The sequence below is a fragment of the Levyella massiliensis genome (assembly GCF_000308275.2).
Taxonomy (GTDB): Bacteria; Bacillota; Clostridia; order Tissierellales; family Peptoniphilaceae; genus Murdochiella; species Murdochiella massiliensis_A.
The window spans coordinates 217,589-239,067 of the sequence record NZ_HG529491.1 but is presented as its reverse complement, the minus strand read 5'-3'; the positions used below and the strand labels follow the sequence as shown (position 1 = coordinate 239,067).

At 50.0% G+C, this 21,479-nt stretch carries 16 protein-coding genes; 10 read left to right on the top strand and 6 right to left on the bottom strand.

Annotated elements, in window-relative coordinates; all coding sequences use genetic code 11:
- Positions 1–68: 68 nt before the first annotated feature.
- The 6 genes from BN98_RS05990 (at position 69) to BN98_RS05965 (ending at position 6,725) form a co-directional block, all read left to right on the top strand.
- Positions 69–1,106, top strand: coding sequence for an SPFH domain-containing protein (locus BN98_RS05990; protein WP_019190559.1), 1,038 nt, complete (start codon positions 69–71; stop codon positions 1,104–1,106).
- Positions 1,106–1,429, top strand: a complete 324-nt coding sequence (locus BN98_RS08005; RefSeq protein WP_019190558.1) for a type II toxin-antitoxin system antitoxin — start codon at positions 1,106–1,108, stop codon at positions 1,427–1,429. Before BN98_RS05990 ends, BN98_RS08005 begins: the two co-directional genes overlap by 1 nt.
- 167 nt (positions 1,430–1,596) lie before the next feature.
- The gene (locus BN98_RS05980) at positions 1,597–3,189 is read left to right on the top strand and encodes an ATP-binding protein (protein ID WP_019190557.1); all 1,593 of its coding nucleotides are present in this window, start codon (positions 1,597–1,599) and stop codon (positions 3,187–3,189) included.
- Complete coding sequence (locus BN98_RS05975; protein WP_019190556.1) at positions 3,186–3,899, top strand: response regulator; 714 nt, start codon at positions 3,186–3,188, stop codon at positions 3,897–3,899. The genes BN98_RS05980 and BN98_RS05975 overlap by 4 nt, the downstream gene beginning before the upstream one ends.
- A 122-nt stretch (positions 3,900–4,021) precedes the next feature.
- The gene (locus tag BN98_RS05970; protein ID WP_019190555.1) at positions 4,022–5,329 is read left to right on the top strand and encodes an NCS2 family permease; all 1,308 of its coding nucleotides are present in this window, start codon (positions 4,022–4,024) and stop codon (positions 5,327–5,329) included.
- An 88-nt stretch (positions 5,330–5,417) separates the two neighbouring features.
- On the top strand, positions 5,418–6,725 hold the full coding sequence (locus BN98_RS05965) for an NCS2 family permease (RefSeq protein ID WP_019190554.1): 1,308 nt from the start codon (positions 5,418–5,420) through the stop codon (positions 6,723–6,725).
- A 132-nt stretch (positions 6,726–6,857) separates the two neighbouring features.
- Here BN98_RS05965 and sdaAA read toward each other — a convergent pair whose 3' ends face one another.
- The 6 genes from sdaAA to BN98_RS05935 form a co-directional block, all read right to left on the bottom strand.
- Complete coding sequence (sdaAA, locus tag BN98_RS05960; protein ID WP_019190553.1) at positions 6,858–7,754, bottom strand: L-serine ammonia-lyase, iron-sulfur-dependent, subunit alpha; 897 nt, start codon at positions 7,752–7,754, stop codon at positions 6,858–6,860.
- 15 nt (positions 7,755–7,769) lie between these two features.
- The gene (gene sdaAB / locus BN98_RS05955) at positions 7,770–8,438 is read right to left on the bottom strand and encodes an L-serine ammonia-lyase, iron-sulfur-dependent subunit beta (protein ID WP_019190552.1); all 669 of its coding nucleotides are present in this window, start codon (positions 8,436–8,438) and stop codon (positions 7,770–7,772) included.
- A 101-nt stretch (positions 8,439–8,539) separates the two neighbouring features.
- On the bottom strand, positions 8,540–9,787 hold the full coding sequence (locus BN98_RS05950; RefSeq protein ID WP_019190551.1) for a dicarboxylate/amino acid:cation symporter: 1,248 nt from the start codon (positions 9,785–9,787) through the stop codon (positions 8,540–8,542).
- Between the two features lie 283 nt (positions 9,788–10,070).
- The gene (locus BN98_RS05945) at positions 10,071–10,637 is read right to left on the bottom strand and encodes a peroxiredoxin (RefSeq protein ID WP_019190550.1); all 567 of its coding nucleotides are present in this window, start codon (positions 10,635–10,637) and stop codon (positions 10,071–10,073) included.
- Between the two features lie 1,158 nt (positions 10,638–11,795).
- Positions 11,796–12,839 (bottom strand): ribonucleotide-diphosphate reductase subunit beta, encoded by a 1,044-nt coding sequence (locus BN98_RS05940; protein ID WP_019190549.1) that lies wholly within the window; start codon positions 12,837–12,839, stop codon positions 11,796–11,798.
- Positions 12,840–12,859: 20 nt separating this feature from the next.
- Positions 12,860–15,424: a ribonucleoside-diphosphate reductase subunit alpha gene (locus tag BN98_RS05935; RefSeq protein ID WP_040942822.1), complete on the bottom strand. Its 2,565-nt coding sequence runs from the start codon at positions 15,422–15,424 to the stop codon at positions 12,860–12,862.
- Positions 15,425–15,827: 403 nt separating this feature from the next.
- Here BN98_RS05935 and BN98_RS05930 point away from each other — a divergent pair, with 403 nt between their 5' ends.
- The 4 genes from BN98_RS05930 (at position 15,828) to BN98_RS05915 (ending at position 21,474) form a co-directional block, all read left to right on the top strand.
- Positions 15,828–16,358: a GNAT family N-acetyltransferase gene (locus tag BN98_RS05930; protein ID WP_019190547.1), complete on the top strand. Its 531-nt coding sequence runs from the start codon at positions 15,828–15,830 to the stop codon at positions 16,356–16,358.
- A 6-nt stretch (positions 16,359–16,364) separates the two neighbouring features.
- Entirely contained in the window at positions 16,365–17,738 is a 1,374-nt protein-coding gene (locus BN98_RS05925) for an MATE family efflux transporter (protein WP_019190546.1), read from the top strand.
- 69 nt (positions 17,739–17,807) lie between these two features.
- Positions 17,808–20,180 (top strand): ATP-binding protein, encoded by a 2,373-nt coding sequence (locus tag BN98_RS05920; RefSeq protein WP_019190545.1) that lies wholly within the window; start codon positions 17,808–17,810, stop codon positions 20,178–20,180.
- 82 nt (positions 20,181–20,262) lie between these two features.
- Positions 20,263–21,474, top strand: coding sequence for a pyridoxal phosphate-dependent aminotransferase (locus tag BN98_RS05915; protein WP_019190544.1), 1,212 nt, complete (start codon positions 20,263–20,265; stop codon positions 21,472–21,474).
- The last annotated feature ends 5 nt before the right edge of the window (positions 21,475–21,479 follow it).

Below are 21,479 nucleotides of genomic sequence, written 5' to 3'. Positions count from 1 at the left end.
CAATATGATATTATAATGATATCACCAAAACAAAACTTCAAAATGGGCATCAAGAAAGGAAGGGCAGCATGACACAATCCGACAAAGAAAAGAAACCGACAACCCCGCTCCAGGAACATCACATTGAACCGCGTATCCTACACAACAAAATCAACGGGTTTATGGTCGTGTTCAGTGTCATCGTATTTGTGGCGTCAATTATTCTCTTTATTTTCGGCTGCATTGAAATGGATCAAGGGCATCCGACAGGCTTACCGTTTGTCATAGCGGGCCCCATTCTTCTCATCGTAGCCATTTTACTGATGGCGGGCATTAAGAGCATAAAACCGAATGAAGCCGCTGTCTTTACGCTTTTTGGCGATTACTATGGAACGATTACCGAGCCGGGTCTGTATCTGGTCAATCCCTTTGCTTCCTCGGTCACGGATCCGACGCGCAAGACCGTGCATCTGAAAGGCAACAAGAAGGATGCAGAAGATGCGAATATGGATATTTCCTTATCGTCCGGCCGACTGTCGTTGAAGGTGAAAACCCTGAACAACGAACGCCAAAAGGTCAACGATTTATTGGGCAACCCGATTCTCCTGGAAACGGTGGTGTTCTGGCGTATTGTCGATCCGACAAAAACCGTTTTTAATGTGGACAACTATTACGACTTCCTTTCCACGCAGTGTGACTCCGTCGTGCGCAATATCGCTCGCCTCTATCCCTATGACAATCTGGAATTTGATGATGTGGAGGATACGGAGAAAACCCTCATGGGTTCGTCCCAGGTCATTGCCGGTGAGATGCAGCGCGCCTTGCAGGAAAAAATGGATGTTGCCGGCATTGCCATTGAAGATGTGCGTATTTCCCACCTGGCCTATGCCGAAGAAATCGCGGCAGCCATGTTGCAGCGCCAGCAAGCCGCTGCCGTGGTCTCTGCGCGCAGTAAAATTGTTGATGGCGCTGTGGGCATGGTAGAAATGGCCTTAGCGCAGTTGGACGAAAAGCACCTGGTGGCGTTGGATGAGGAACGCAAAGCACAAATGGTATCGAACCTTCTGGTAGTGCTCTGTGCGTCGAAGGAAGTTGCGCCGGTTGTGAATAGTGGATCGATCTACTGATGCGCGTGCAAGAAGGGAAAACGAAAGATTCCGGCGTATCGCGTGCGTCAACGCCGCTTAATGGGGCGGATATCGCGGCGCGTGAAGCGCGTCTGGAGGATCGCCTGGCCGAATTGGAGAAACGAGAGCAGGCGATTCAAGAACGAGAAGAGGCGCTAAGAGCAGCGGAACAGGAGAAGAAACAGGTGCTTCTTCGCATTCCGATGTCTCTATGGAATGCACTGGCCCGTTGGGCCGATCGCGATTTGCGCTCCATCAATGGTCAAATCGAGTACCTGTTGACCCGTGCGGTACGCGAGAAGGAGAAGAAGGAAGAGAAGTAAAGGGGAAAGCGTCGACAGCGTCGGGCAGCACTACGTGAAATAAAGAAGGCGGTCTGAGGGCCGCCTTCTTTTATTGATTAGGCCATCGGGTGGACGAGACATTATTTCCGATTTCCTTTAAGATAGACATGATCATTGCGATTGGATTGGAAATAAGGAGAGAACGATTGAAACTGCGAACAAAAATTATGCTGCTGGTGGCTTCCGTGGTGGCGGTATTATTGCTGCTGAACCAGTTTCCGGTTTCCATGAGCTTACAGCGGAGCGTGGAGCGGGTGAGCGCATCCGTGCTGAAGGATTTTACCCGACAGTTTGCGGAATCAAGTGAGCTTATAGCACTCATGTCCGGCGAAGACAGGCAAGAGAAGCAGGCCAAGCTACAAGAGCAAGCAAGGCGCTTAGAGAATTCTTCGTACTGCTCCGGCGTTGTCATCACCGATGAGAATCGGACTATTTTATATCAAACGTTTGACAAGGGTATTACGGCGGAGGTAGTAGAGACGGCAAAGCACCATGCGCCGGGAAAAGATGAAGTGCTTTTCCCAAAGAATCAGGATCCCACCGCGCCATTGTATGCGTTTCATGCCATTCGAGATAGAGACGGAAGCCTTCTGGGGCAAGTGATTGCAGTATCAGCTGAAGGGAAGGGACCGCAAGAGTTACAGGAAAGTGTGGCAAAAACACAGCGCGATTTAAATGCCATGACCATGTTGGTTATGCTAATCGCTCTAGTGGTGGTATGGAATTTAACCGATCATATTAAAGGCAGCATGTTCAATTTGGAACCGGAAGAAATTGCGCAAATGCTGGTGGAACGCAATGAGATGATTGATGCCGTGCGTGATGGGATTATCACGGTGGATGAAGACGGTAAGGTTTTGCATTGCAATCGAACGGCAGAGAGGCTTTTTGTACAACAATTGGGAAGAAAAGCACAAAATTTTTCGGAAGTAATCAAAGATTTTAGCCTGGAAGAAATTTTTATGAGGGAAAAGCCGTTGTTTGATTATGAGTGTCGCATGGGAAACGATAGCTTTTTTGTCAGCTTTATTCCTATCGCTGTTGAAAATTCATCGCGGAAAAGTCTGCTGATGACGTTTCGTCCCAAACAGGAAATCGTGCGTTTTGCCGAAGATATTACGGGAGTACGCAGCTATGTGGAAGCGCTGCGTGCACAGATGCATGAATTTAACAATAAACTGCAAGTGATAGCGGGATTGGTGCATGAACGAAATTATGATGCTCTAGAAAACTACATCAACGACCTGATTCATTTAAATGAGCGAGAGAAAGAAATGATCCATGGCAAAATCCGGGATCCCATTCTTTCGGCATTTTTACTCAGTAAATTTGCACGCGCTGCCGAGCAAAAGGTAGATCTTGTTCTCACCGGAAGCTCCCACTGCGAGGCGTTGGATAATTCTGAATTGGTACAGGACCTTGTAGTGATCAGCGGGAATTTGCTGGAGAATGCCTTTGATGCGACGCAAGGGTGTGCAATGCGCATGGTCACGTTAGAACTGGTACAGCAACATCGTGAAATCATGATTTCTGTATGGAACTCCGGTAAATCGATACCGGAGGAGCGCTTGGAGCATATTTTTGAATATGGCGTCACCTTTAAACCCAATGGTAATGGTATCGGTCTGTATTTGGTACAAAAAGCTTGCAACAGACATCATGGTTATGTTTCGGTTACGAGTGATCCACAGTCCGGAACAGAGTTTGTTGCTCATGTTTCGTGGAAGGAGGAGGTATGAGCACAGCATTAGTCATTGAAGATGACCCGCAGGTAGCAAAGATGACGGCGGATTTCTTGACGCAGTCCGGGATGGAAAGAGTGAAGATTGCAGCCACAGAGCAAGAAGCGTTTTCGATTATCCAAGCGGAACCGGTTGCCTTATTACTACTTGATCTGTATTTGCCCGGCACATCCGGCTTAGATATTCTACGAAAATTACGGCAGGAAAAGAAGCCTGTTGAAGCCATCATTGTTTCGGCGGCAAAAGACAGTATGCAAATTCGTGAAGCATTTCGCTTGGGGTGTGTCGATTATATTATTAAACCCTTTACCTTTGAGCGCTTGGCGGAAGCCTTGGAAAAATTTCGTCTTCGGACCCGTTTATTGCAGAAAGATAATCTGAATCAACAAGAGGTGGACTTTCTGGCGGCAGGGCAGGAGAATACAGCCTCTGCCATGGAAGAGACTATGCCTAAAGGGATTGATCGCACGACATTGCGCGGCATCTGTTGTGCCCTCCTGCAAGAGGAAGGACCTTTTTATGTAAAGGATCTCTCTGACTCCTTGCACCTATCGCGCGTCACGGTTAAAAAATATCTGGACTTTCTTTCGGAGGAGAAAATACTGAGAAAGTCGTATATCTATGGCAATGTCGGACGACCGCTCAATGCGTATCACCTTGAAAAAAATCCGGCATTACGACGCAAATTGGAAGGATTTTGTGCTTAATTTAATTACATAATTCACACGTTACTTTCGTTACATGTACTCTTTTTTCGAGAGCCGTATACTAAAATTGGTGGATCGGAAATCGTTCGTACATAGAAAAAGAGGGTGGAAAGGAGGGAAACTTGGAACGTATCGAAAAACTGTGCGAACGTTTTTTTTCACTCCAAAAAAACGGCACTTCGTTGCATACCGAAATTTTAGCCGGCGCAACGACGTTTGCCACAATGTCCTATGTATTGGCGACGATTCCAAATCTATTGAGCAATGCAGGACTGCCAAAAGGTGCCGTCCTTACCACACTGATCGTGATGATCGCCATATGCAGTATCGCCATGGCGCTTTATACGAATCGACCTATCGCCATGGCACCGGGTATGAGCTCGGTCGCAGTGGTCGCATCGATCACCCATTTAGCGGGGATTCCGATAGAAGTCGCCTTTGGCCTGGTCTTCTTAAGCGGACTGATTTTTTCCATTATTTCCTTTGTAGGATTGCGGGAACTTGTTTTGAATGCCATTCCGGCAAATGTGAAGTTCTCCATCAGTGCCGGTGTGGGTTTGTTCATTGCCCTGATTGGCTTGGAAGCAGGAGACATCATCGTTGCGGGAGGCGGATCGCTACGTTTTGGCGATTTGAATTCTGCGAAATGTCTGCTCTACGTGGTAGGGTTTGTGGTGATGCTCATATTGGAAGCCAGACGATTTCGAGGCAGTATGATTATTTCGGTTTTGATCGTCACGCTATTGGCCATTCCGTTGGGGGAAACCGCTGTACCGGAAACGATGCTTCAATTACCGGAAGGTCCCGGAAAATTATTGTTTCGGATTGACATTTGGGGGGCATTGCGACCGGAATATTTTCCTTATCTGTTTACCTTTTTTGTGCCTGATTTTTTTGGCACCATGGGCATCATATTAGGAATAGCCAATCGGGCCGGATGGCAGGACGAAAAGGGCAATATGCCGGGCATTGATCGATGCTTTAAAGTGGACTCGCTTTCCACGGTGGCCGGAAGCTTCTGCTGCATGCCGGTCATGACGTCGTATCTGGAGTCCGCTAGCGGTGTTGAAGATGGAGGCAGAACCGGTCTTACGACCATCGTTACAAGTATTTTTTTTATACTTATGCTGCTTTTAACGCCGGTCGCCTTAATGATTCCCCCGGTGGCAACAGGCCCTGTTTTGACGTACATCGGTTTACAGATGTTGGCCGCCATGAAGGATATCAACTATGCAGACCGTACAGAGGCCATTCCAGCCTTTATTGCCGTGGCAATGACCGTATTTACCAACAATATTGCAAACGGTCTGAGTTTGTCGGTACTTTCTTATGTGTTGCTGAAGACAGCTGCCGGCAGAGCAAAGGAAATGCATTGGGCCATGTGGGGCTTATCCGCTTTTTTGGTGTACTATCTTTCCACCCTTGTTTGATCCGCGAGGCTTTTAGCACGCAAAGCATGCGGATTTAGAAAACGATTTCACCATTGGTTTAGCGCGCAAAATTATAAAAGGAGGAGCTATGAGCAACTTAAGCTCGGCGCTGGAAAAGCGCTTTAAGCTGAAAGAAAACAATACGGATCTTCGCACCGAATTGCTTGCCGGTGTTACGACATTTGCGACGATGTCCTATGTCTTGGCCACCATTCCAAACATGTTGGAAAAAGCGGGATTAGTGCGCGGCTCTATTTTAACGATGCTGATTCTGGCCATCGTCGCCTGCAGTGTCGCGATGGCACTGTATACAAATCGTCCCTTCTGCTTGGCACCGGGAATGAGTTCCGTTGCTATTTTAAGTTCGATTGATTCTATCGGCATGAGTGTGGAAGTGGCATTCGGCCTTATCTTTATCGAAGGCGTTATTTTCGTTATTATCTCCTTCGCAGGGTTACGAAACATTATTGCGACGGCTATTCCGGCCAGTATCAAAATTGCTTTGAGCGGCGGCATCGGCCTTTACATTGCTCTTATCGGTTTAAAATCCGGTGGAATTATTGTAGCCAGCCAGAAAAACACCTTGATCTTCGGCGACTTGAGTACCGCCAAAGCCTTAATGTTCGGCATCGGCTTTTTACTGGTTTTGATCTTTGAAGCACGTAAAATCAAGGGCAGCATGATTCTTTCCGTCATCTTGGTGACCATTATTGGTATTCCTCTTGGCGTGACAAAATTACCGACAACCTTCTTCCATTTGCCGTCCGGTATTGGTAATTTAGCCTTTAAAATGGATATTTTAGGCGCATTGAAACCGGAATATCTCCCGTGGCTGCTAACCTTTTTTGTACCAGACTTTTTTGGAACGATGGGTATTATTTTGGGCGTCGCCAACCAAGCTGGATGGTTGGATGAAAATGGCGATATGCCGGGTATTGAAAAGTGCTTCAAAGTGGACTCTCTCTCCACGGTCGCTGGTAGTTTCTTCTGCATGCCGGTCATGACGACATATCTGGAATCGGCCAGTGGTGTCGAGGATGGCGGACGTACCGGTTTAACCGCGATTATGACTAGCGTATTGTTTGCACTGATGCTCTTCTTTACGCCGTTCGCGCTGATGGTCCCCAGTGTTGCGACAGGTCCGGTGCTCACGATCATCGGTTTCCAGATGCTTAGTTCCATGCGCAGTGTGGACTATAGCGATAAGACCGAATGCCTGCCGGCATTTATCGCTGTGGCCATGACCATCTTGACCTACAATATTGCAAACGGTATGGCACTTTCGATTGTTTCTTACCTGATTCTGAAAATTGCGGCTGGCCGCATCAAAGAGATTCCGAAGCCCATGTTTGTGGTCGGAATCTGCATGTTGTTCTATCTGTACACGCTGATCTAAGGGAAAGCGGCTATTTCAGACAGACGAATAAATACAAAAAACGCCTCGTCAAGAGTTACTCTTGACGAGGCGTTTTTAATGCTTAAATTGCTATTGAAGTGAAGTTTCAAATTCTATGTCAGCTTATTAATTCTACACATTCGGCGTTTCTTCCCCATAGACTTGCTTGCGTAAGGCTTTGCCCGTCGGCGTCGCGGCCAGGCCGCCCAAGGCGGTTTCCTTTAGCGTGGAGCTCATAGAATCGCCGACGACTTTCATGGCCTGTAGGCATTCATCCGCCGGAATATAAAGCGGGATGCCGGCTAACGCCATGGAGGCGGAAGTGAGCGCAATAGCAGCGCCGGAGGCGTTGCGTTTGATGCAGGGGATTTCCACCAACCCGGCAACGGGATCGCAAACGAGCCCCAATTGATTGACAAGACTCATGCCCAGAGCATCAGCACATTGCTGCGGAGTGCCGCCTTGAAGTTCTACCAATGCGGCTGCTGCCATGCCGGAGGCACTGCCGCATTCGGCTTGACAGCCACCCTCTGCGCCGGCGATGGAGGCATTTTTGGCAATGACAATGCCGAAGCCTGCGGCGGTAAAGATGGACATCACGATATCGTGTTTGGGAATATGACGATCTTCGTACAGAGTGACGAGGATGCCCGGTAAGATACCGCAACTGCCTGCCGTCGGCGTAGCAACGATTTTGCCCATTGCTGCATTACAGTTGGACGTGCACATTGCGCGACCGATGATTTTCGTGAAGAATTCGCCGCCTAAGCCGCCATTGTGCTCTTCTGCGTAGCGAAGCAGGCGCGCGCCATCGCCGCCGGTGAGGGAAGAGGCGGAACGCAAGTCGGCATTTGAGCCGATGTGCGTCGATTCGATCATGACATCAAAGGACGCTTCCATCTGCTTGTAAATGACTTCTTCGGGACGATTCAGCTGCAAGGCCTGGTCATGCAAAATGACTTCACTGATTTTCTTGCCTTGCTTTGTGGCCTCATCGACAATTTCCTGAAAGGAAAAATAGCTTAACATGTTGTCTCCTTTCGGTTAAAACGCATGAAAAACGGAAACGCTGCGCACATGCGGGAGCGTGGAGACATCCGTTTTTAGCGTTTCGGGCGGATCCTGGTCAAATTCCAGCGTCATCAGGGCCGTACCGCCGCGCTCCGAGCGGGTGAGACTGAAATTACAAATATTCATCTCGGCATAGCGGCTGCTGAGCAGATTTGTGACCGCAGCGATCACGCCCGGCACGTCGTCATGAACGACCAGCATGGCGGTGTTATCGCCGGTAAAGTTTACATGCAACCCGTCAATTTCATCAATGCGAATATTGCCGCCGCCGACGGATGCCCCCATGACAACACCTTCCCGGCCGTCCTTCAAGCGAAAATGAATGCGTGCCGTGTTGGGATGGGCTCCCGGAATATCACAGGGCACAAACGTATAGTGTAATCCGCGCTCCTTGGCGATTTCCAGGGCGTCGCGCACTTCCTTATCGTCGCTGTGATAGCCCATGATGCCGGCAAGAAGCGCCCGGTCGGTGCCGTGTCCGCGATAGGTGCGGGCAAACGAGCCCGAAAGCTCAATGGTCACTTCTTCCGGCTGTTCTTCGTTCATGATCTTGTGAGCGACACGTCCCAGCCGGCAGGCACCGGCCGTGTGGGAACTCGATGGGCCGATCATCACCGGTCCGATAATATTAAAGACGTTCATCGTGCCTCCTTTCTCAAGCTGTTCGCATTGCCGGCAAAATTGCCGACAAAAAACCCGGGCAAAGCGCCACGGCAAGGCGGCACTTTGCTCGGGTACAAGACTTATTTCGCGGCGACTTTATGGAGAATGGCCTCGTCGTTATATTTATCAACGATAGCGGCAATCGCGTTATCACCAGAAACGTTGCAGGCGGTTCCGAAGGAATCCTGCGTGATATACAGGGCTACCATTAACGCACAGATGGGACCTTGCGGATCGCCAGCTTGCGTACCAAAGATCAAATATAGGAAGGGTAGTGCCGTCATGATCGATCCGCCCGGGGCACCCGGTGAAGCCACCATCGCTACGCCCAAGGTCAGAATGAAGGGCACGACGGTACCGATGGAAATCGGCAGACTGTGCATTAAGCATACGGCGGTGGCACACGAAACAATCGTGATCATCGATCCACACATATGAATGTTTGCGCACAGTGGCACGACAAAGTTACGAATTTCGCGGCTGACGCCGTTGCTTTCGGCGCATTGTAGATTGACAGGAATGGTGGCCGCAGAGGACTGTGTACCAACGGCAGTTAAGTAACCCGGGATCTGGTTTTTGATCATCATTAAAGGATTGCGCTTCGTGAGGCTGCCTGCCAGACTGAACTGCAGAAACAGGTAAATCCAATGCATCAGGATGACGACCAAGAAGACTTTCCACAGGATTCCCAGAATCGTGAAGGTTTGACCGGAATAAGTCATGTTCACGAAGGTTCCGCAGATATAAAGTGGCAGCAGCGGAATGATGACTTTATTCAGCACTTTTTCAATAATCTTGGAGAATTCACTCATACCGCTGTAAAGGGCATTGCCAATTTCCTTGCCGCGCATCGTTGAGATGCTCAAGCCGAGGATGAAGGCCATGACCACAGCGGAGATCGTATCCAGCAGCGGTGGCAAATTCAGCGTAAAGAATGGGTCTAAATTGTGTTCAGCGGTTTCCGCAATGGTTTTCACATCCTCTGAGGAAATGAAGGACGGGAACAATGAAGCGGACACCAGATAGGAAGCGGTTCCGGCAATCAGTGTGGACCCATAGGCCAAAATAACCGTAAACAGCAATAATTTACCGGCGCCTTGTGAAATGTCAGCAATACCCATGGTTACGAAGGCCAAAATCATCAGCGGAATAACAAATTTAATGAATAAGCTGACAAAGTTGGAAACGGTAACGACGGTTTGCGAGAGGAACTGTGGCGCGTATTGGCCGATCAAGATACCAAGTATGATACCGATGATCAGACGAGGGACGAGACCGAGATGCTTTTTATCGGTCTTTTGCGGTGCATCCGATTTTGTACTTTCCATGATAAACTCCTTATATAATAAATGCCCGTTGTCTCGCATTTCAGGTGAACCACACCTCATAGCAGAGAAAACGTTACGACATTTATAATTTATCCGATTTCAACGCATTTGTAAATGGAAAACCTTATCTTTGATGTAACGTGAAAAATGGCCTTTACCTATGCTGTGTAAGCTTTCATTTTTGAGTACAAAATTTTTGGACATACGGTATAAAAAGACGGAAGCCGCGTAATGGCAGTTTCCGTCTTTGTTGCAATGAATTATCGGCTTTTGCCGAAAGCTCTTACAGTTTTCCGACCAGATCCATGGACGGCGTTAGTACATCATCGCCAATATCCCAATTTGCCGGGCAAACATTGTCGCCATGCTCATGGACGAATTGGAAGGCGTGCACCTTGCGCAACAGTTCTTTCGCGTTACGTCCGACATTGCCAGCGTTAACCTCATAACCGACAATGCGTCCCTCCGGATTGATCACGAAGGTACCGCGTTCGGCCTGACCGGCATCCTCGATATAGACCTCAAAATCCTTGGCTATTTCACCGGTAGGATCGGCCAACATGGTATATTCCAAACTGCCGATGTTTTCCGATGCATCCGCCCACGCTTTGTGTACGAAATGACTGTCGCAGGAAACGCTGTAAATCTCGCAGTTAGCCTCCTGAAACGCCTTATAATTTTTTTGCAGATCCTCCAGTTCCGTGGGACAGATAAATGTGAAGTCAGCGGGATAGAAGAAGAAAACAGCCCATTTTCCCTTAATATCCTGTAGCGATACTTGCTTTTCACCGACGCCTTTTTGATAGGCCATCGTGCTAAAATCCGAAACTGGTTTATTAATTAAAGACATTACTCCTCCTTCTACAACATATCGCCGCACAGGCGATGCCTACGGACAAGCGACGCTTATGGACAGGTGGAACGCAGAGAAAAAGTTGTCCTGCATGCCCGAGCCTTTGTGTTAGTGTACGCTTACAATTATAGCATATAAAGGGACATGGAGTGCTCGGCATGCGTACCGTTGGTAATGGCGAAAAAGGCATTACCCCCGGTAAAAAAAGGTGTAATGGGCAGTTACAGCTACCGTTGGTAATGGGGAAAAAGCCATTACCCCCGGTAGAAAAAGGCATGATGGTCGGTTTCGGCTACCGTTGGTAATGGCGAAAAAGCCATTACCCCCGGTAGAAAAAATCGTGATGGGCGGTTACAGCTACCGTTGGTAATGGGGAAAAAGCCATTACCCCCGGTAGAAAAAGGCATGATGGTCGGTTTCGGCTACCGTTGGTAATGGCGAAAAAGCGATTACCGACGGTAGAAAATGGGAGGCATTTTGGCTTTGCGTACCGTTGGTAATGCCAAAAAAGCGATTACCAACGGTAGAGAAAGGGGGAATGAGCGGCTACAACTACCGTTGGTAAAGGCGAAAAAGCGATTACCAACGGTAGGAAAAGGGGTAATGGGCCGTTGCAGCTACCGTTGGTAATGGGGAAAAAGGCATTACCCCCGGTAGGAAAAGGCGTAATGGGCGGTTGCGGCTACCGTTGGTAATGGGGAAAAAGGCATTACCCCCGGTAGAAAAAGGCGTGATAGGCCGTCGCAGCTACCGTTGGTAAAGGCCAAAAAGGCATTACCGACGGTAGGAAAAGTCGTGATTGGTAGTTTCGGCTACCGTTGGTAAAGCCGAAAAAGCCATTACCAACGGTAGAAAAAGGCGTGATAGGCCGTCGCAGCTACCGTTGGTAATGGGGAAAAAGCCATTACCCCCGGTAGAAAAAGGGGTAATGGGCCGTTGCAGCTACCGTTGGTAAAGCCGAAAAAGCCATTACCCCCGGTAGAAAAAGGCGTGATGGTCGGTTTCGGCTACCGTTGGTAAAGTTAAAAATGGCATTACCCCCGGTAGAGAATCGGCGGTGTACCGTGGGCGATGCTGAATTTTCGATTACCGACGGAAGAATAGAAAAAAGGCGGCCCCGTCGGGTCGCCTTTTTTCTATCTACATTATTTCTCTTTACAGGTCATCTACCAACGCACCGCTCTTAGCATAGGCAGTGGAGCGGGCTTCGAAGAAGTCGGTGCGAATCATGTTGGCGTTGGAGTAGTTGGAGACCCATTTCATGCTGCTGGGTTCTTCGTTGTAGCCGGAATAGATGGGATCCAGACCGAGGCCGGTGGCGCGGAGGTTGCCGAGGTAGCGAATGTAGTCGACGCACATCTGGCCGTTGAGCCCCTCAAGGCGATCGCCGATGACGTATTCGGACCAAGCGATTTCCTGTTCTGTGCCTTCCTTAATCATGCGCTGGTATTCATCCTGCAGGACGGAGCGGAAGAGATCCGGATTTTCCTTGCGCAGGGTTTGGATGATGTTGCGGAACAGCCACAGATGCGTATTTTCATCGCGATTGATGTAGCGAATCTGCTGGGCGGAACCGGTCATGCGGCCGTTACGCGCGAGATTGTAGAAGAACATGAAGCCACTGTAGAAATAGATGCCTTCCAGGATGTAGTTGCCAATCATGACGCGCATGAAGTTGTGGACATCCGGCTGTTGCTGGAAGTCATTATAAATATCACCGATGAAAGTATTGCGCTTTAAGAGGTGCTCGTCGTCACGCCACTGGAAGAGGACATTGTCGCGTTCATTCGGATCGCAGATGGAGTCAAGCATGTAGCTGTAGCTCTGCGAATGAATGCATTCCTGATAGGTTTGAATGTGCAAACAGAGGTTTGTCTCGTTGGCGGTGATGTATTGGGAGATTGATGGCAAGTTGGCCGACTGGATGCTGTCCAAGAAGATCAGGAAGCTCAGGATCTTGTCGTAGGCGCGGCGTTCGTATTCGACCAGCTGTGGATATTGCTTCTTATCCTGGGCCAGATTGATCTCTTCCGGGATCCAGAAATTGTTCATCGCTTGGCGATACCAGTCCGACACCCACTCATATTTCATGTTGTTGAAATCATTGAGGTTTGTGGTGTTGCCGCCAATCATGCGACGTTTGACGAGTTCAATGTCTCCGTTGGGATTGAATAACGGATTTTTGTGCATCAGTTCCATGGCAATCCTTTCTAGGCCGATCAGACGGCACAGCTTTCGCAATCTTCAACTTGTAAGCTCTTGGAGCGAATGTAGTAAATGGTTTTGAGACCTGCATGATAGGCTTCCAGATACAGCGTTAAGATTTGCCGGAACGTGAAGTCATTGGTGATGTAGAGGTTCATGCTGGTGGCCTGATCAATATGGCGTGTGCGCACACTGGCGGCTTTGATGGACCAGGATTGGTCGGTGGCATGGGCGGCGTTGTAGTACACAAAGTTAGACATATTGAGATCCGGCGCGACGCGCGGAATGAGGCCGTTTTTCTTTTCATCATAATAGAAGCGATTCATGATCGGATCGACGCCCGGCGACGTGCCGGCAATGATGGAGGTGGAAGAGGTGGGCGCAACCGCCAACAGATAGCCGTTGCGTAGACCGTATTGCTTGACCTCCGCCGCCAGTGCCTTCCAGCGCTCCGAGGTATAGTTTCGATCTTTGAAATAGGCGCCGGTTTCCCAATCGGAACCGTGGAAATACGGATAGGCGCCTTTGTCCTTGGCGTTTTCCATCGAGGCCGTGATGGCATAATAGTTCATGTCCTCGAAGACACGATCGGCAAGCGTCAAATGCTCTTCGGACTCCCAGAAGACGCGTTCGTTGGCGAGCATGTGGTGGTAGCCGGAGACGCCGAGCCCGATGGGGCGATAATGGCTGTTGTTGATTTTTGCCGCGGCGACGGGGAAGTAGTTGAGTTCAATGACATTATCCAACGCACGCACAGCGGCAGTGGTAATGCGGCGGAACTCCTCGGCATCGTTCACATTGATTTTACCGAGGTTGAGGCTTGCCAGGTTGCAGACCACATAATCGCCCGGTTTGGTCTTAGTGACAATGATGGGATCGCCATCGGCAGTTTCCGTGGTGGACACTTCTTCACTGATGGATTCCGTGGCGGACATATTTTGTGCGATTTCCGTACAGAGGTTGGAACAATAGATCATGCCCTTATCCTTGTTCGGATTGGCGCGATTGACGACATCGCGATTGAAGGTGAAAGGCGTGCCCGTTTCGACCAGACTCTTAATCATCAGTCGCACCATTTCCTTAATGGGAATCCAACGCTTGGAGATGCGCTCATCGCCTAAGCAGTCCAGATATTTATCCGTCCATTCTTGGCCATAGGAATCTTCAAGGGCGTAGCCTTTGATGGTTAAGATTTCGTGCGGATCAAGGAGTCCCCACTGTCCACCCATATTGGTTTCGACTTGTTCCCAGAAATAATCCGGATAGCAGATAGCCGGGAAGACATCGTGGGCTTTCATACGGTCATCGCCGTTATTGGTGCGTAGCTGCAAAAATTCGGGCACGTCTTTGTGCCAGGCATCCAGATAGACGGCAACCGCCCCCTGGCGCACGCCGAGCTGATCGACGGCAACAGCGGTGTCATTGGCTAAGCGCACCCAACGGATGACGCCCCCGGCTGCGCCCTTAAAGCCGCGAATCGAGGCGCCCGCAGCACGGACTTTGCCGAAATAGAGACCCATGCCACCGCCGAATTTGGAGACGTTGGCAAAGTTCGTAATAGAACGATAGATCCCTTTGAGATCATCGGGAACGGTATCAATGAAGCAGGAACTCAGCTGATGGAAGGGCTTACGCGCATTTGCAAGCGTCGGGGTGGCCATCGTGACCTTCAGGGAGCTTAACATCAGGTAAAACTCATGTGCCCAGTGCATGCGGTCTTTTTTCTCCGGAATGGCTAAAAAGAGAGCAATGCCGAGCATCATTTCCTGAATGGTTTCCAGCGGCTCCAAGTTGTAGTTGCGTACGACATAGCGATTCACCAGCAGGTCATAACCCGAATAATTTAAGAGATGGTCGTTGCTTTCATCGATCCAACCGGCCGCTTCTTCCAGTTCGGCAGAAGAATAGGTGTCGGGCACTTCATCGCCATACAGACCTTCGGCCTGTAGAGAACGCAATTTCTCTTCAAAGCGCAGGGCGCGCGGCTGATCTACGCCGGGAACTTTGCCCTCTTCGATACGCTTCTTCCACGACTTTTTGAGATTTTCATGGTATTGAATGCTGTAAAAACGGCCGGCGATAAACTCCCAACGCGTGGCCTCTTCATCCGTCAGTTCGATGGCGGCATGAATGAGCGCTTCCATACGTTCGGCAACGCTACGGCCTTCTTTATAGAAGCTCTCAAATTTATAGAGCAGGTGGCGCAAATCATAGACTTCTTCATCGTATGCCTCTTCAATGGACAATAAGATGTCGTGCAATTGCGGCAACTCGGGGAAGTAGGCCTCCAGGCGGGAACGAATCGAGCGCTTTTTGCGTCGCTCCTCACGATAAAGAATATAGCTCTTGGCAACTTCGTAGTGATCCGCTTCCATCAATTGCAATTCGACGCGGTCCTGAATGGCTTCAACGGTCAGCTCCTTGGCACCGTCAAAGGTTGCTTCGACATGATCGACCAGCGTGCTCAGATCTTCTTGGGAAATGGCCTTATTTACCTGATGAAAAGCCTTGGCCATGGCTTGCTCAATTTTACGGCGTTCATACGGTACAATGCGACCGTCTCGCTTAATGATTTGCATGCAAATTCCTTCCTCATTTGTTACGATAGCCCGGCTCTTCGCAACGGCCGGAGGATTTGCCTTGCGATGTCGATGATTTTTGTCCGGCATCGCAAAGCAGCTTCTTAATTCTACAATATCTAGTTAATAATTCCAAGGCTGCAATCTAGATGTGGTGTATGGATGCTGTATAATGATTCAGAAAAAGAAGCGGGAAAACGGAGATTCAGGACTTCTACGCTTTGGAGCACACAAATCCACTGTATCCTATGCAAAGAAAATTTTACGCGAGACGTACTTCGAATTGGGCATATAAGAGATGAAAGATGCTTGACATGGCTGTGATACATGGCTAAAAATGCTATAAAAAAGAACAATTTCGTACGAATGACTGTTGATGCAACGAAGACATGGGGAAAATGCTATGATAGACGTTATACGCAAAGCGACGGAAGAGGATCTATCCGCCATTATGGATCTATTGGAAAAGGGGCGCAGACGTATGCGCCAAGAAGGCAATATGGAACAATGGCCCACGGGGAATCCATCGAAGGAGATGGTGCACGAAGATATTGCCAAAGGACGCAGCTATTTGGCCATCGAAGAGGGGCATATCGTTGGCACTTTTTGCCTTCTGGAAACACCGGAACCAAATTATGCGCAGATTCACGGCGCTTGGCGTAATGATGAAGCGTATCTTACGCTGCATCGCGTAGCGGCAGATCCTGCCGTGCACGGCTTGGCGCGAGCAATGTTCGCCTTTGCAGAAAAACGGGCACGAGAACAGGGAATTTACAACTTGCGCATCGATACACATAAAATGAATCAGGGGATGCAAAGAGTCATTCGTAAGGCAGGCTTTGTGCATTGCGGGGTGATTCATTTAGCCGATGGGGCGCCTCGCGAGGCGTTTCAGAAGATAGTCAAGAATGAACCACGGGAAACAGAAAAGTGAGAGAGTATGGAAGTAGAAGAAAGACAAGGATGGAAAAGAATTTTAGATACGGGGCGGATGCGTAAGATTTTCGGATTGGCCTGGCCGTCGATCTTGGAAAACCTGGCTACGACGATTACGAATATCATCGATACCGTGATGGTTTCCCCATTGGGACCCGCGGCGGTGGCAGCCGTTGGTATCACGATTCAGCCCATTTTCTTATTTCTTTCGCCGATAATAGCAATGTATGTTGCCGTGGCAGCCATTGTTGCCCGTCGCAAGGGGGAAGGCAAAAGAGAGGAAGCCAATCGAACCGTGATGAGCGTGTTGGTGTTTTCGCTTATCATTTATCTGCTTATTGCGATTGTTATCAATCTGTATTACGACCCTTTATTGCGCTTTATGGGCTCCAATCCGGAGATACACGATGATGCGGCATTGTATTTGCGCATCTTGTTAACAGGATCTGTTTTTAACATCATGACCATGATCATTAACGCCGGTCATAGCGGTTCGGGCAATACGCGCATTGCCTTTATTTCCAATCTGGTATCGAGCGTGGTGAATATTTGCTGCAATTATCTCTTGATTCAAGGGCATCTGGGCTTTCCGGAGCTGGGCGTGACTGGTGCTGCCATTGCGTCGATCACAGGACAGTTTTTTGGTTTTTTGGTCAGTTTGGGATCGCTCTTTCAACACGACAGCTTCATTCAAATTCGCTATTGCGTACAGAAAAAGATACGCCCTGCCTTTGAGGCTTTGAAAGCCGTAGCATCGCTGGCGGTGAATATTTTCGTGGAAAACATCTTAATGCGCGTGGGCTTTATGGTAACGGCTATGCAGGCGGCCAGCCTCGGTACGGAAGTATTTGCGACGCATAACGTAGGCATGAATCTCTTAAACTTCGGTTTTTCGTTGGCGAGTGGCATGCAGACGGCGGCGGTGGCGTCTACGGGTTCGGCTTTGGGCGCGGGAAAGAAGAGGAGGGCCATGGACTATGGCTATACATGCCTGTTCATTGGCGTGATTCTCTCCGTCTTTTGGTTCATCACCTTGTTCTTCTTTGGCGGAGCGTTTTTCCGCATCACATTCTCCGAAGCCAGTTATATCGTGCGCGGCATCCGCATTTCACGCTATGTCATGTTTATTGTGTTTTTTCAGATCATCTCCATCGTCTGCGCAGGCGCATTACGTGCCGCCGGCGATGTGCGCTATACCTTAGTTGTATCCACCATCACGATTACGGTGATTCGCTCTTTGGTGACGGTGGTTTTGGTACAGTTGTTTCATATGGGCATTGACGGTATCTGGTTGGGCATCCTGGCACATCAATTTTCAAGCGCCGTATTGATGATGCTCCGTTTCCATCAGGGGAAATGGGTGAATTTAAAGATCTGACGCAAAAAGGCCTTGTCGTAAGGAGCGGTGCCTTATGCACAGAACCTGTGAAGGCAGAAAGGAAGCGACATGAAAATCATCGAACAACTCGGGGAATTTTATCTGGGCAATCAGGTAGACGTAAAAACGCTGGAAAAGGCGGAGGCTCCGTTTCTCTATGCCTCGGCGGATTTAACCACCCATGCGATGATTGTGGGCATGACGGGCAGTGGGAAAACCGGTTTGGGCATTGATTTGCTGGAAGAGGCCATTATCGACGGTTTGCCGGCCTTGGTCATTGATCCGAAGGGGGATATGTCGAATCTGTTGTTGCGTTTTCCATCGATTTGCAGGGACGATCTGTTGCCGTGGATTTCGGCTTCGATGGCGGAGCAGGCAGGACAAAGTCGTGAAGACTTTGCGCAGGCGGAAGCAGAGCGATGGGAAAACGGGCGCATGGCGGCAGGCATGGATGCGGCGCGCGTGGAACAACTGGCGCAGGCGGACATAACCGTTTATACGCCGGGATCACACAGCGGAACGCCTCTCTCCATTCTGAACTTGACCACGCCATCGGAAAGCCTGCGTCAGGATACGGAAGCCCTGCAGTCCTACATTTCCTCCACCGTAGCCGGCCTTTTGTCACTGGTCGGTTTGGATGCGGATCCGCTAACCGATCGTGAATTTATTCTGCTGAGCACGCTTTTTACGGCGCGTTGGAGCGTCGGCGAGAGTGTGGATCTGCCATCCCTCATTACGGCCATTCAAAAACCGCAGTTGGACAAGATCGGCGTGATGCCATTGGAATCCTTCTATCCCGAAAAGGATCGTTTTGCCTTAGCCATGCGTTTTAATAATCTGTTGGCATCGCCGCAGTATGCGACTTGGATGGAAGGCGAAGCAATGGACCCGCAGGCGTTGCTTTATACGCCGGAGGGCAAGCCGCGAGTGGCCATTCTTTCCATCGGTCATTTGAGCGACCGTGAACGCATGTTTGTGGTGACGCTCTTACTAAACCAAGTTGTCGCCTGGATGCGTCGCCAACCGGGGCAGTCGGCGCTGCGCGCCTTGCTCTATATGGACGAGGTGCACGGCTATTTCCCACCGGTCTCCAATCCGCCGTCGAAAGAGCCCATGCTCACGCTTTTAAAACAGGCGCGTGCCTTCGGCCTGGGCGTCGTATTGGCGACGCAGAACCCGGCTGACTTGGACTATAAAGGCCTCTCGAATATCGGTACGTGGTTTATCGGTCATTTGCAAACGCAGCAAGACCGTGACCGTCTGTTGGACGGATTGGATACGGGCGCCGAGGGCGGACAGAGTCGCAGTGAGATGAATGAACTGCTCAGTCGTCTGCCAAAGCGCACCTTCTATGTAAACAATGTCCATGAGCGCAGCTTTTCTCTTCTGTCGACGCGTTGGACGATGTCGTATTTGGCAGGACCGTTGACCGGGGAGCAACTAAAACAACTGCAGCCGGCGATGGCAAGCCAACCGAAGACGGACGCCACTACGGTGGCACCCGTTACCGACCAAGCTTCGGCAATGCCAACTGTCATGGCGGAAAGCGCACCGCCTGTCGCGCCAAAAGGCGTGGAGGTGTATTATGTGCCGACCCAAGGAGAAGCTATTTATATGCCCTATGTGATGGGCATGGCAAGCATTTTTTATGAAGATGAGAAGGCAGGCGTTCATCTGGAGCGCAAGATCGCCTATTTGGCGGATGTGCCGGAGGCCCCGCAGGCGGCGGATTGGGACGATGCTGAGCGCTTGGATTCGGCGGATCTTTCCCTACATTCCCAGGCACCTGCCGGCGCCACTTTTGCACCGGTCTCTCTGGACGGGGTAAGTGCCGCCAAGATGACTGCGTGGAAGACTGGGTTTAAGAACGCACTTTATGCAAAGGAACGCCTTACGGTTCCATATCATTCCGGCACAAAAACATATGGCAAGCCGGGTGAAGAGGGGCAGTTTGCCATTCGTATGGAAGGCGCTTTGCGGGAACAGCGCGACCAGAAAATGAAAGAAGTGAAGGAAAAATACCAGAAAAAGTTGGATGCCATGCAGGAACGCATTCGTAAAGCGCAATTGGCTGTGCAGCGCGAAGAAACGCAGGCTAATGCTGCGAAACAGAGCACCCTGGTGAGCTTGGGCTCTGCGCTTTTGAGCGGGATTCTAGGCTCGCGAAAGCCAAGCGCGACCATGATCGGTCGCATGAGCAGCTCTGCCCGTTCCTTCAGTCGGCAGCGCGCCCAAGAAGCGGACACCCGTCGCGCAGAGGAGAATGTAGCGGCGTATCAGGAAGAGCTGCAGAAGCTTGAAGATGCGCTGGCTGAAGAGTTGCAACAGATTGGCGATTCGTTCTCCGTGGATAAAGAACAAGTGGAGTCGGTGGAAATTAAGCCGAAAAAGAGTAACATCCAGGTACAGAACCTGTTTCTGGTTTGGAAATCGGAAGCTTAATCGCAGCGTTTCAGTTGTTCTGGTGTGACCGAGGAAAGCAAGCGCTGTGACTACAGAGCATAGAAAATAGAAGGAAGAAAGCATGAAATTTTCCCAACGCAGTGATACGTTACAGGAATCCCCCATTCGCAAGTTTGCGGATGCGATGGCCCGCGTCGAAGCCGAAGGAGTGGAAGTCATCCCTATGAATATCGGCCAGCCGGACATCCCCACACCGCCGGATTTTCTCGAAGCCGTGCGTCACTATGATGTGGATGTGTTGGCCTACCAAAATTCGCGCGGCATGCAGCGCACCTTGGAGACGGTGCAGTTATACCTCCATAACTACGGCTTGGACTTTGCTCTGGATGAAATTTGCATTACGAATGGCGCGAGCGAGGGCTTGAGCTTTGCGATTTCTCTGGTTTGCGATCCCGGCGATACTCTTTTGGCCATGGAACCCTTCTACACCAATTACAATTCCATTGCCGCGGTACAGGCAGTTAATATTTGGCCTATTACCACGCGTGCCGAGGACGGCTTTAGCGTGCCCTCTCTTGCGCAATGGGAAGCGAGTATAGCTGCCTCCGGTAAGCGCGATCGCATGAAGGCCCTCATTCTTTCCTCGCCGGCCAACCCGACCGGGCGTGTCTATACGGAAGAGGAGATGCACATTCTGATCGAACTCGCCAAAAAATACAATCTTTGGATTATTGCCGATGAAGTGTATCGCGAATTTAACTACACCTCGCGTCCCTTCCACTCCTTTGCAGAATACGAAGACATTCGCGATCGCGTGATTTTGGTGGACAGCATTTCCAAGAAGTATTCCGCTTGCGGTGCTCGTATCGGTTCTCTGGCCTCAAAAAACAAAGAATTTAACGCGAAAGCGCTCAAGATGTGTCAAGTCCGCCTTTGCGTTTCCACGCTGGACCAGATCGGCGCCGGAGCAATGGATATCGTTGATGATGCCTATGTTGAGCGCAATCGACGCACCTATCGTCGTCGCCGCGATGCGCTTCGTGAGCGATTGGAACACATGGAGGGCATTGTAGCACCGGAGCCCGAGGGCGCCTTTTATGTCATTGCTAAATTGCCGGTGGAAGACGCTGAGGATTTTGTGCGCTGGACCCTTGAAAATGTTCGCGTCAACGGCAAAACTCTGCTCATGACTCCGGCCGCATCCTTCTATGCGACGCCCGGCCTCGGCCGTGACGAGGTGCGCCTTTCCTACTGCGTACGCACAGAGCTTTTGCTCGAAGCGATGGATATTTTGGAAGTTGCCCTTAAGCGCTATCCGGGCAGGAGAAAATAAGTAAG

Excerpts from the sequence above, each read along its gene's own strand:
- sdaAA (WP_019190553.1), bottom strand. The coding sequence starts at position 7,754 with ATGTTAAGCTATTTTTCCTTTCAGGAAATTGTCGATGAGGCCACAAAG.
- BN98_RS05925 (WP_019190546.1), top strand. The coding sequence starts at position 16,365 with ATGGAAGTAGAAGAAAGACAAGGATGGAAAAGAATTTTAGATACGGGG.
- BN98_RS05945 (WP_019190550.1), bottom strand. The coding sequence starts at position 10,637 with ATGTCTTTAATTAATAAACCAGTTTCGGATTTTAGCACGATGGCCTAT.
- BN98_RS05920 (WP_019190545.1), top strand. The coding sequence starts at position 17,808 with ATGAAAATCATCGAACAACTCGGGGAATTTTATCTGGGCAATCAGGTA.
- BN98_RS05915 (WP_019190544.1), top strand. The coding sequence starts at position 20,263 with ATGAAATTTTCCCAACGCAGTGATACGTTACAGGAATCCCCCATTCGC.
- BN98_RS08005 (WP_019190558.1), top strand. The coding sequence starts at position 1,106 with ATGCGCGTGCAAGAAGGGAAAACGAAAGATTCCGGCGTATCGCGTGCG.
- BN98_RS05990 (WP_019190559.1), top strand. The coding sequence starts at position 69 with ATGACACAATCCGACAAAGAAAAGAAACCGACAACCCCGCTCCAGGAA.
- BN98_RS05965 (WP_019190554.1), top strand. The coding sequence starts at position 5,418 with ATGAGCAACTTAAGCTCGGCGCTGGAAAAGCGCTTTAAGCTGAAAGAA.
- BN98_RS05940 (WP_019190549.1), bottom strand. The coding sequence starts at position 12,839 with ATGGAACTGATGCACAAAAATCCGTTATTCAATCCCAACGGAGACATT.
- BN98_RS05975 (WP_019190556.1), top strand. The coding sequence starts at position 3,186 with ATGAGCACAGCATTAGTCATTGAAGATGACCCGCAGGTAGCAAAGATG.
- BN98_RS05930 (WP_019190547.1), top strand. The coding sequence starts at position 15,828 with ATGATAGACGTTATACGCAAAGCGACGGAAGAGGATCTATCCGCCATT.
- BN98_RS05950 (WP_019190551.1), bottom strand. The coding sequence starts at position 9,787 with ATGGAAAGTACAAAATCGGATGCACCGCAAAAGACCGATAAAAAGCAT.
- sdaAB (WP_019190552.1), bottom strand. The coding sequence starts at position 8,438 with ATGAACGTCTTTAATATTATCGGACCGGTGATGATCGGCCCATCGAGT.
- BN98_RS05935 (WP_040942822.1), bottom strand. The coding sequence starts at position 15,424 with ATGCAAATCATTAAGCGAGACGGTCGCATTGTACCGTATGAACGCCGT.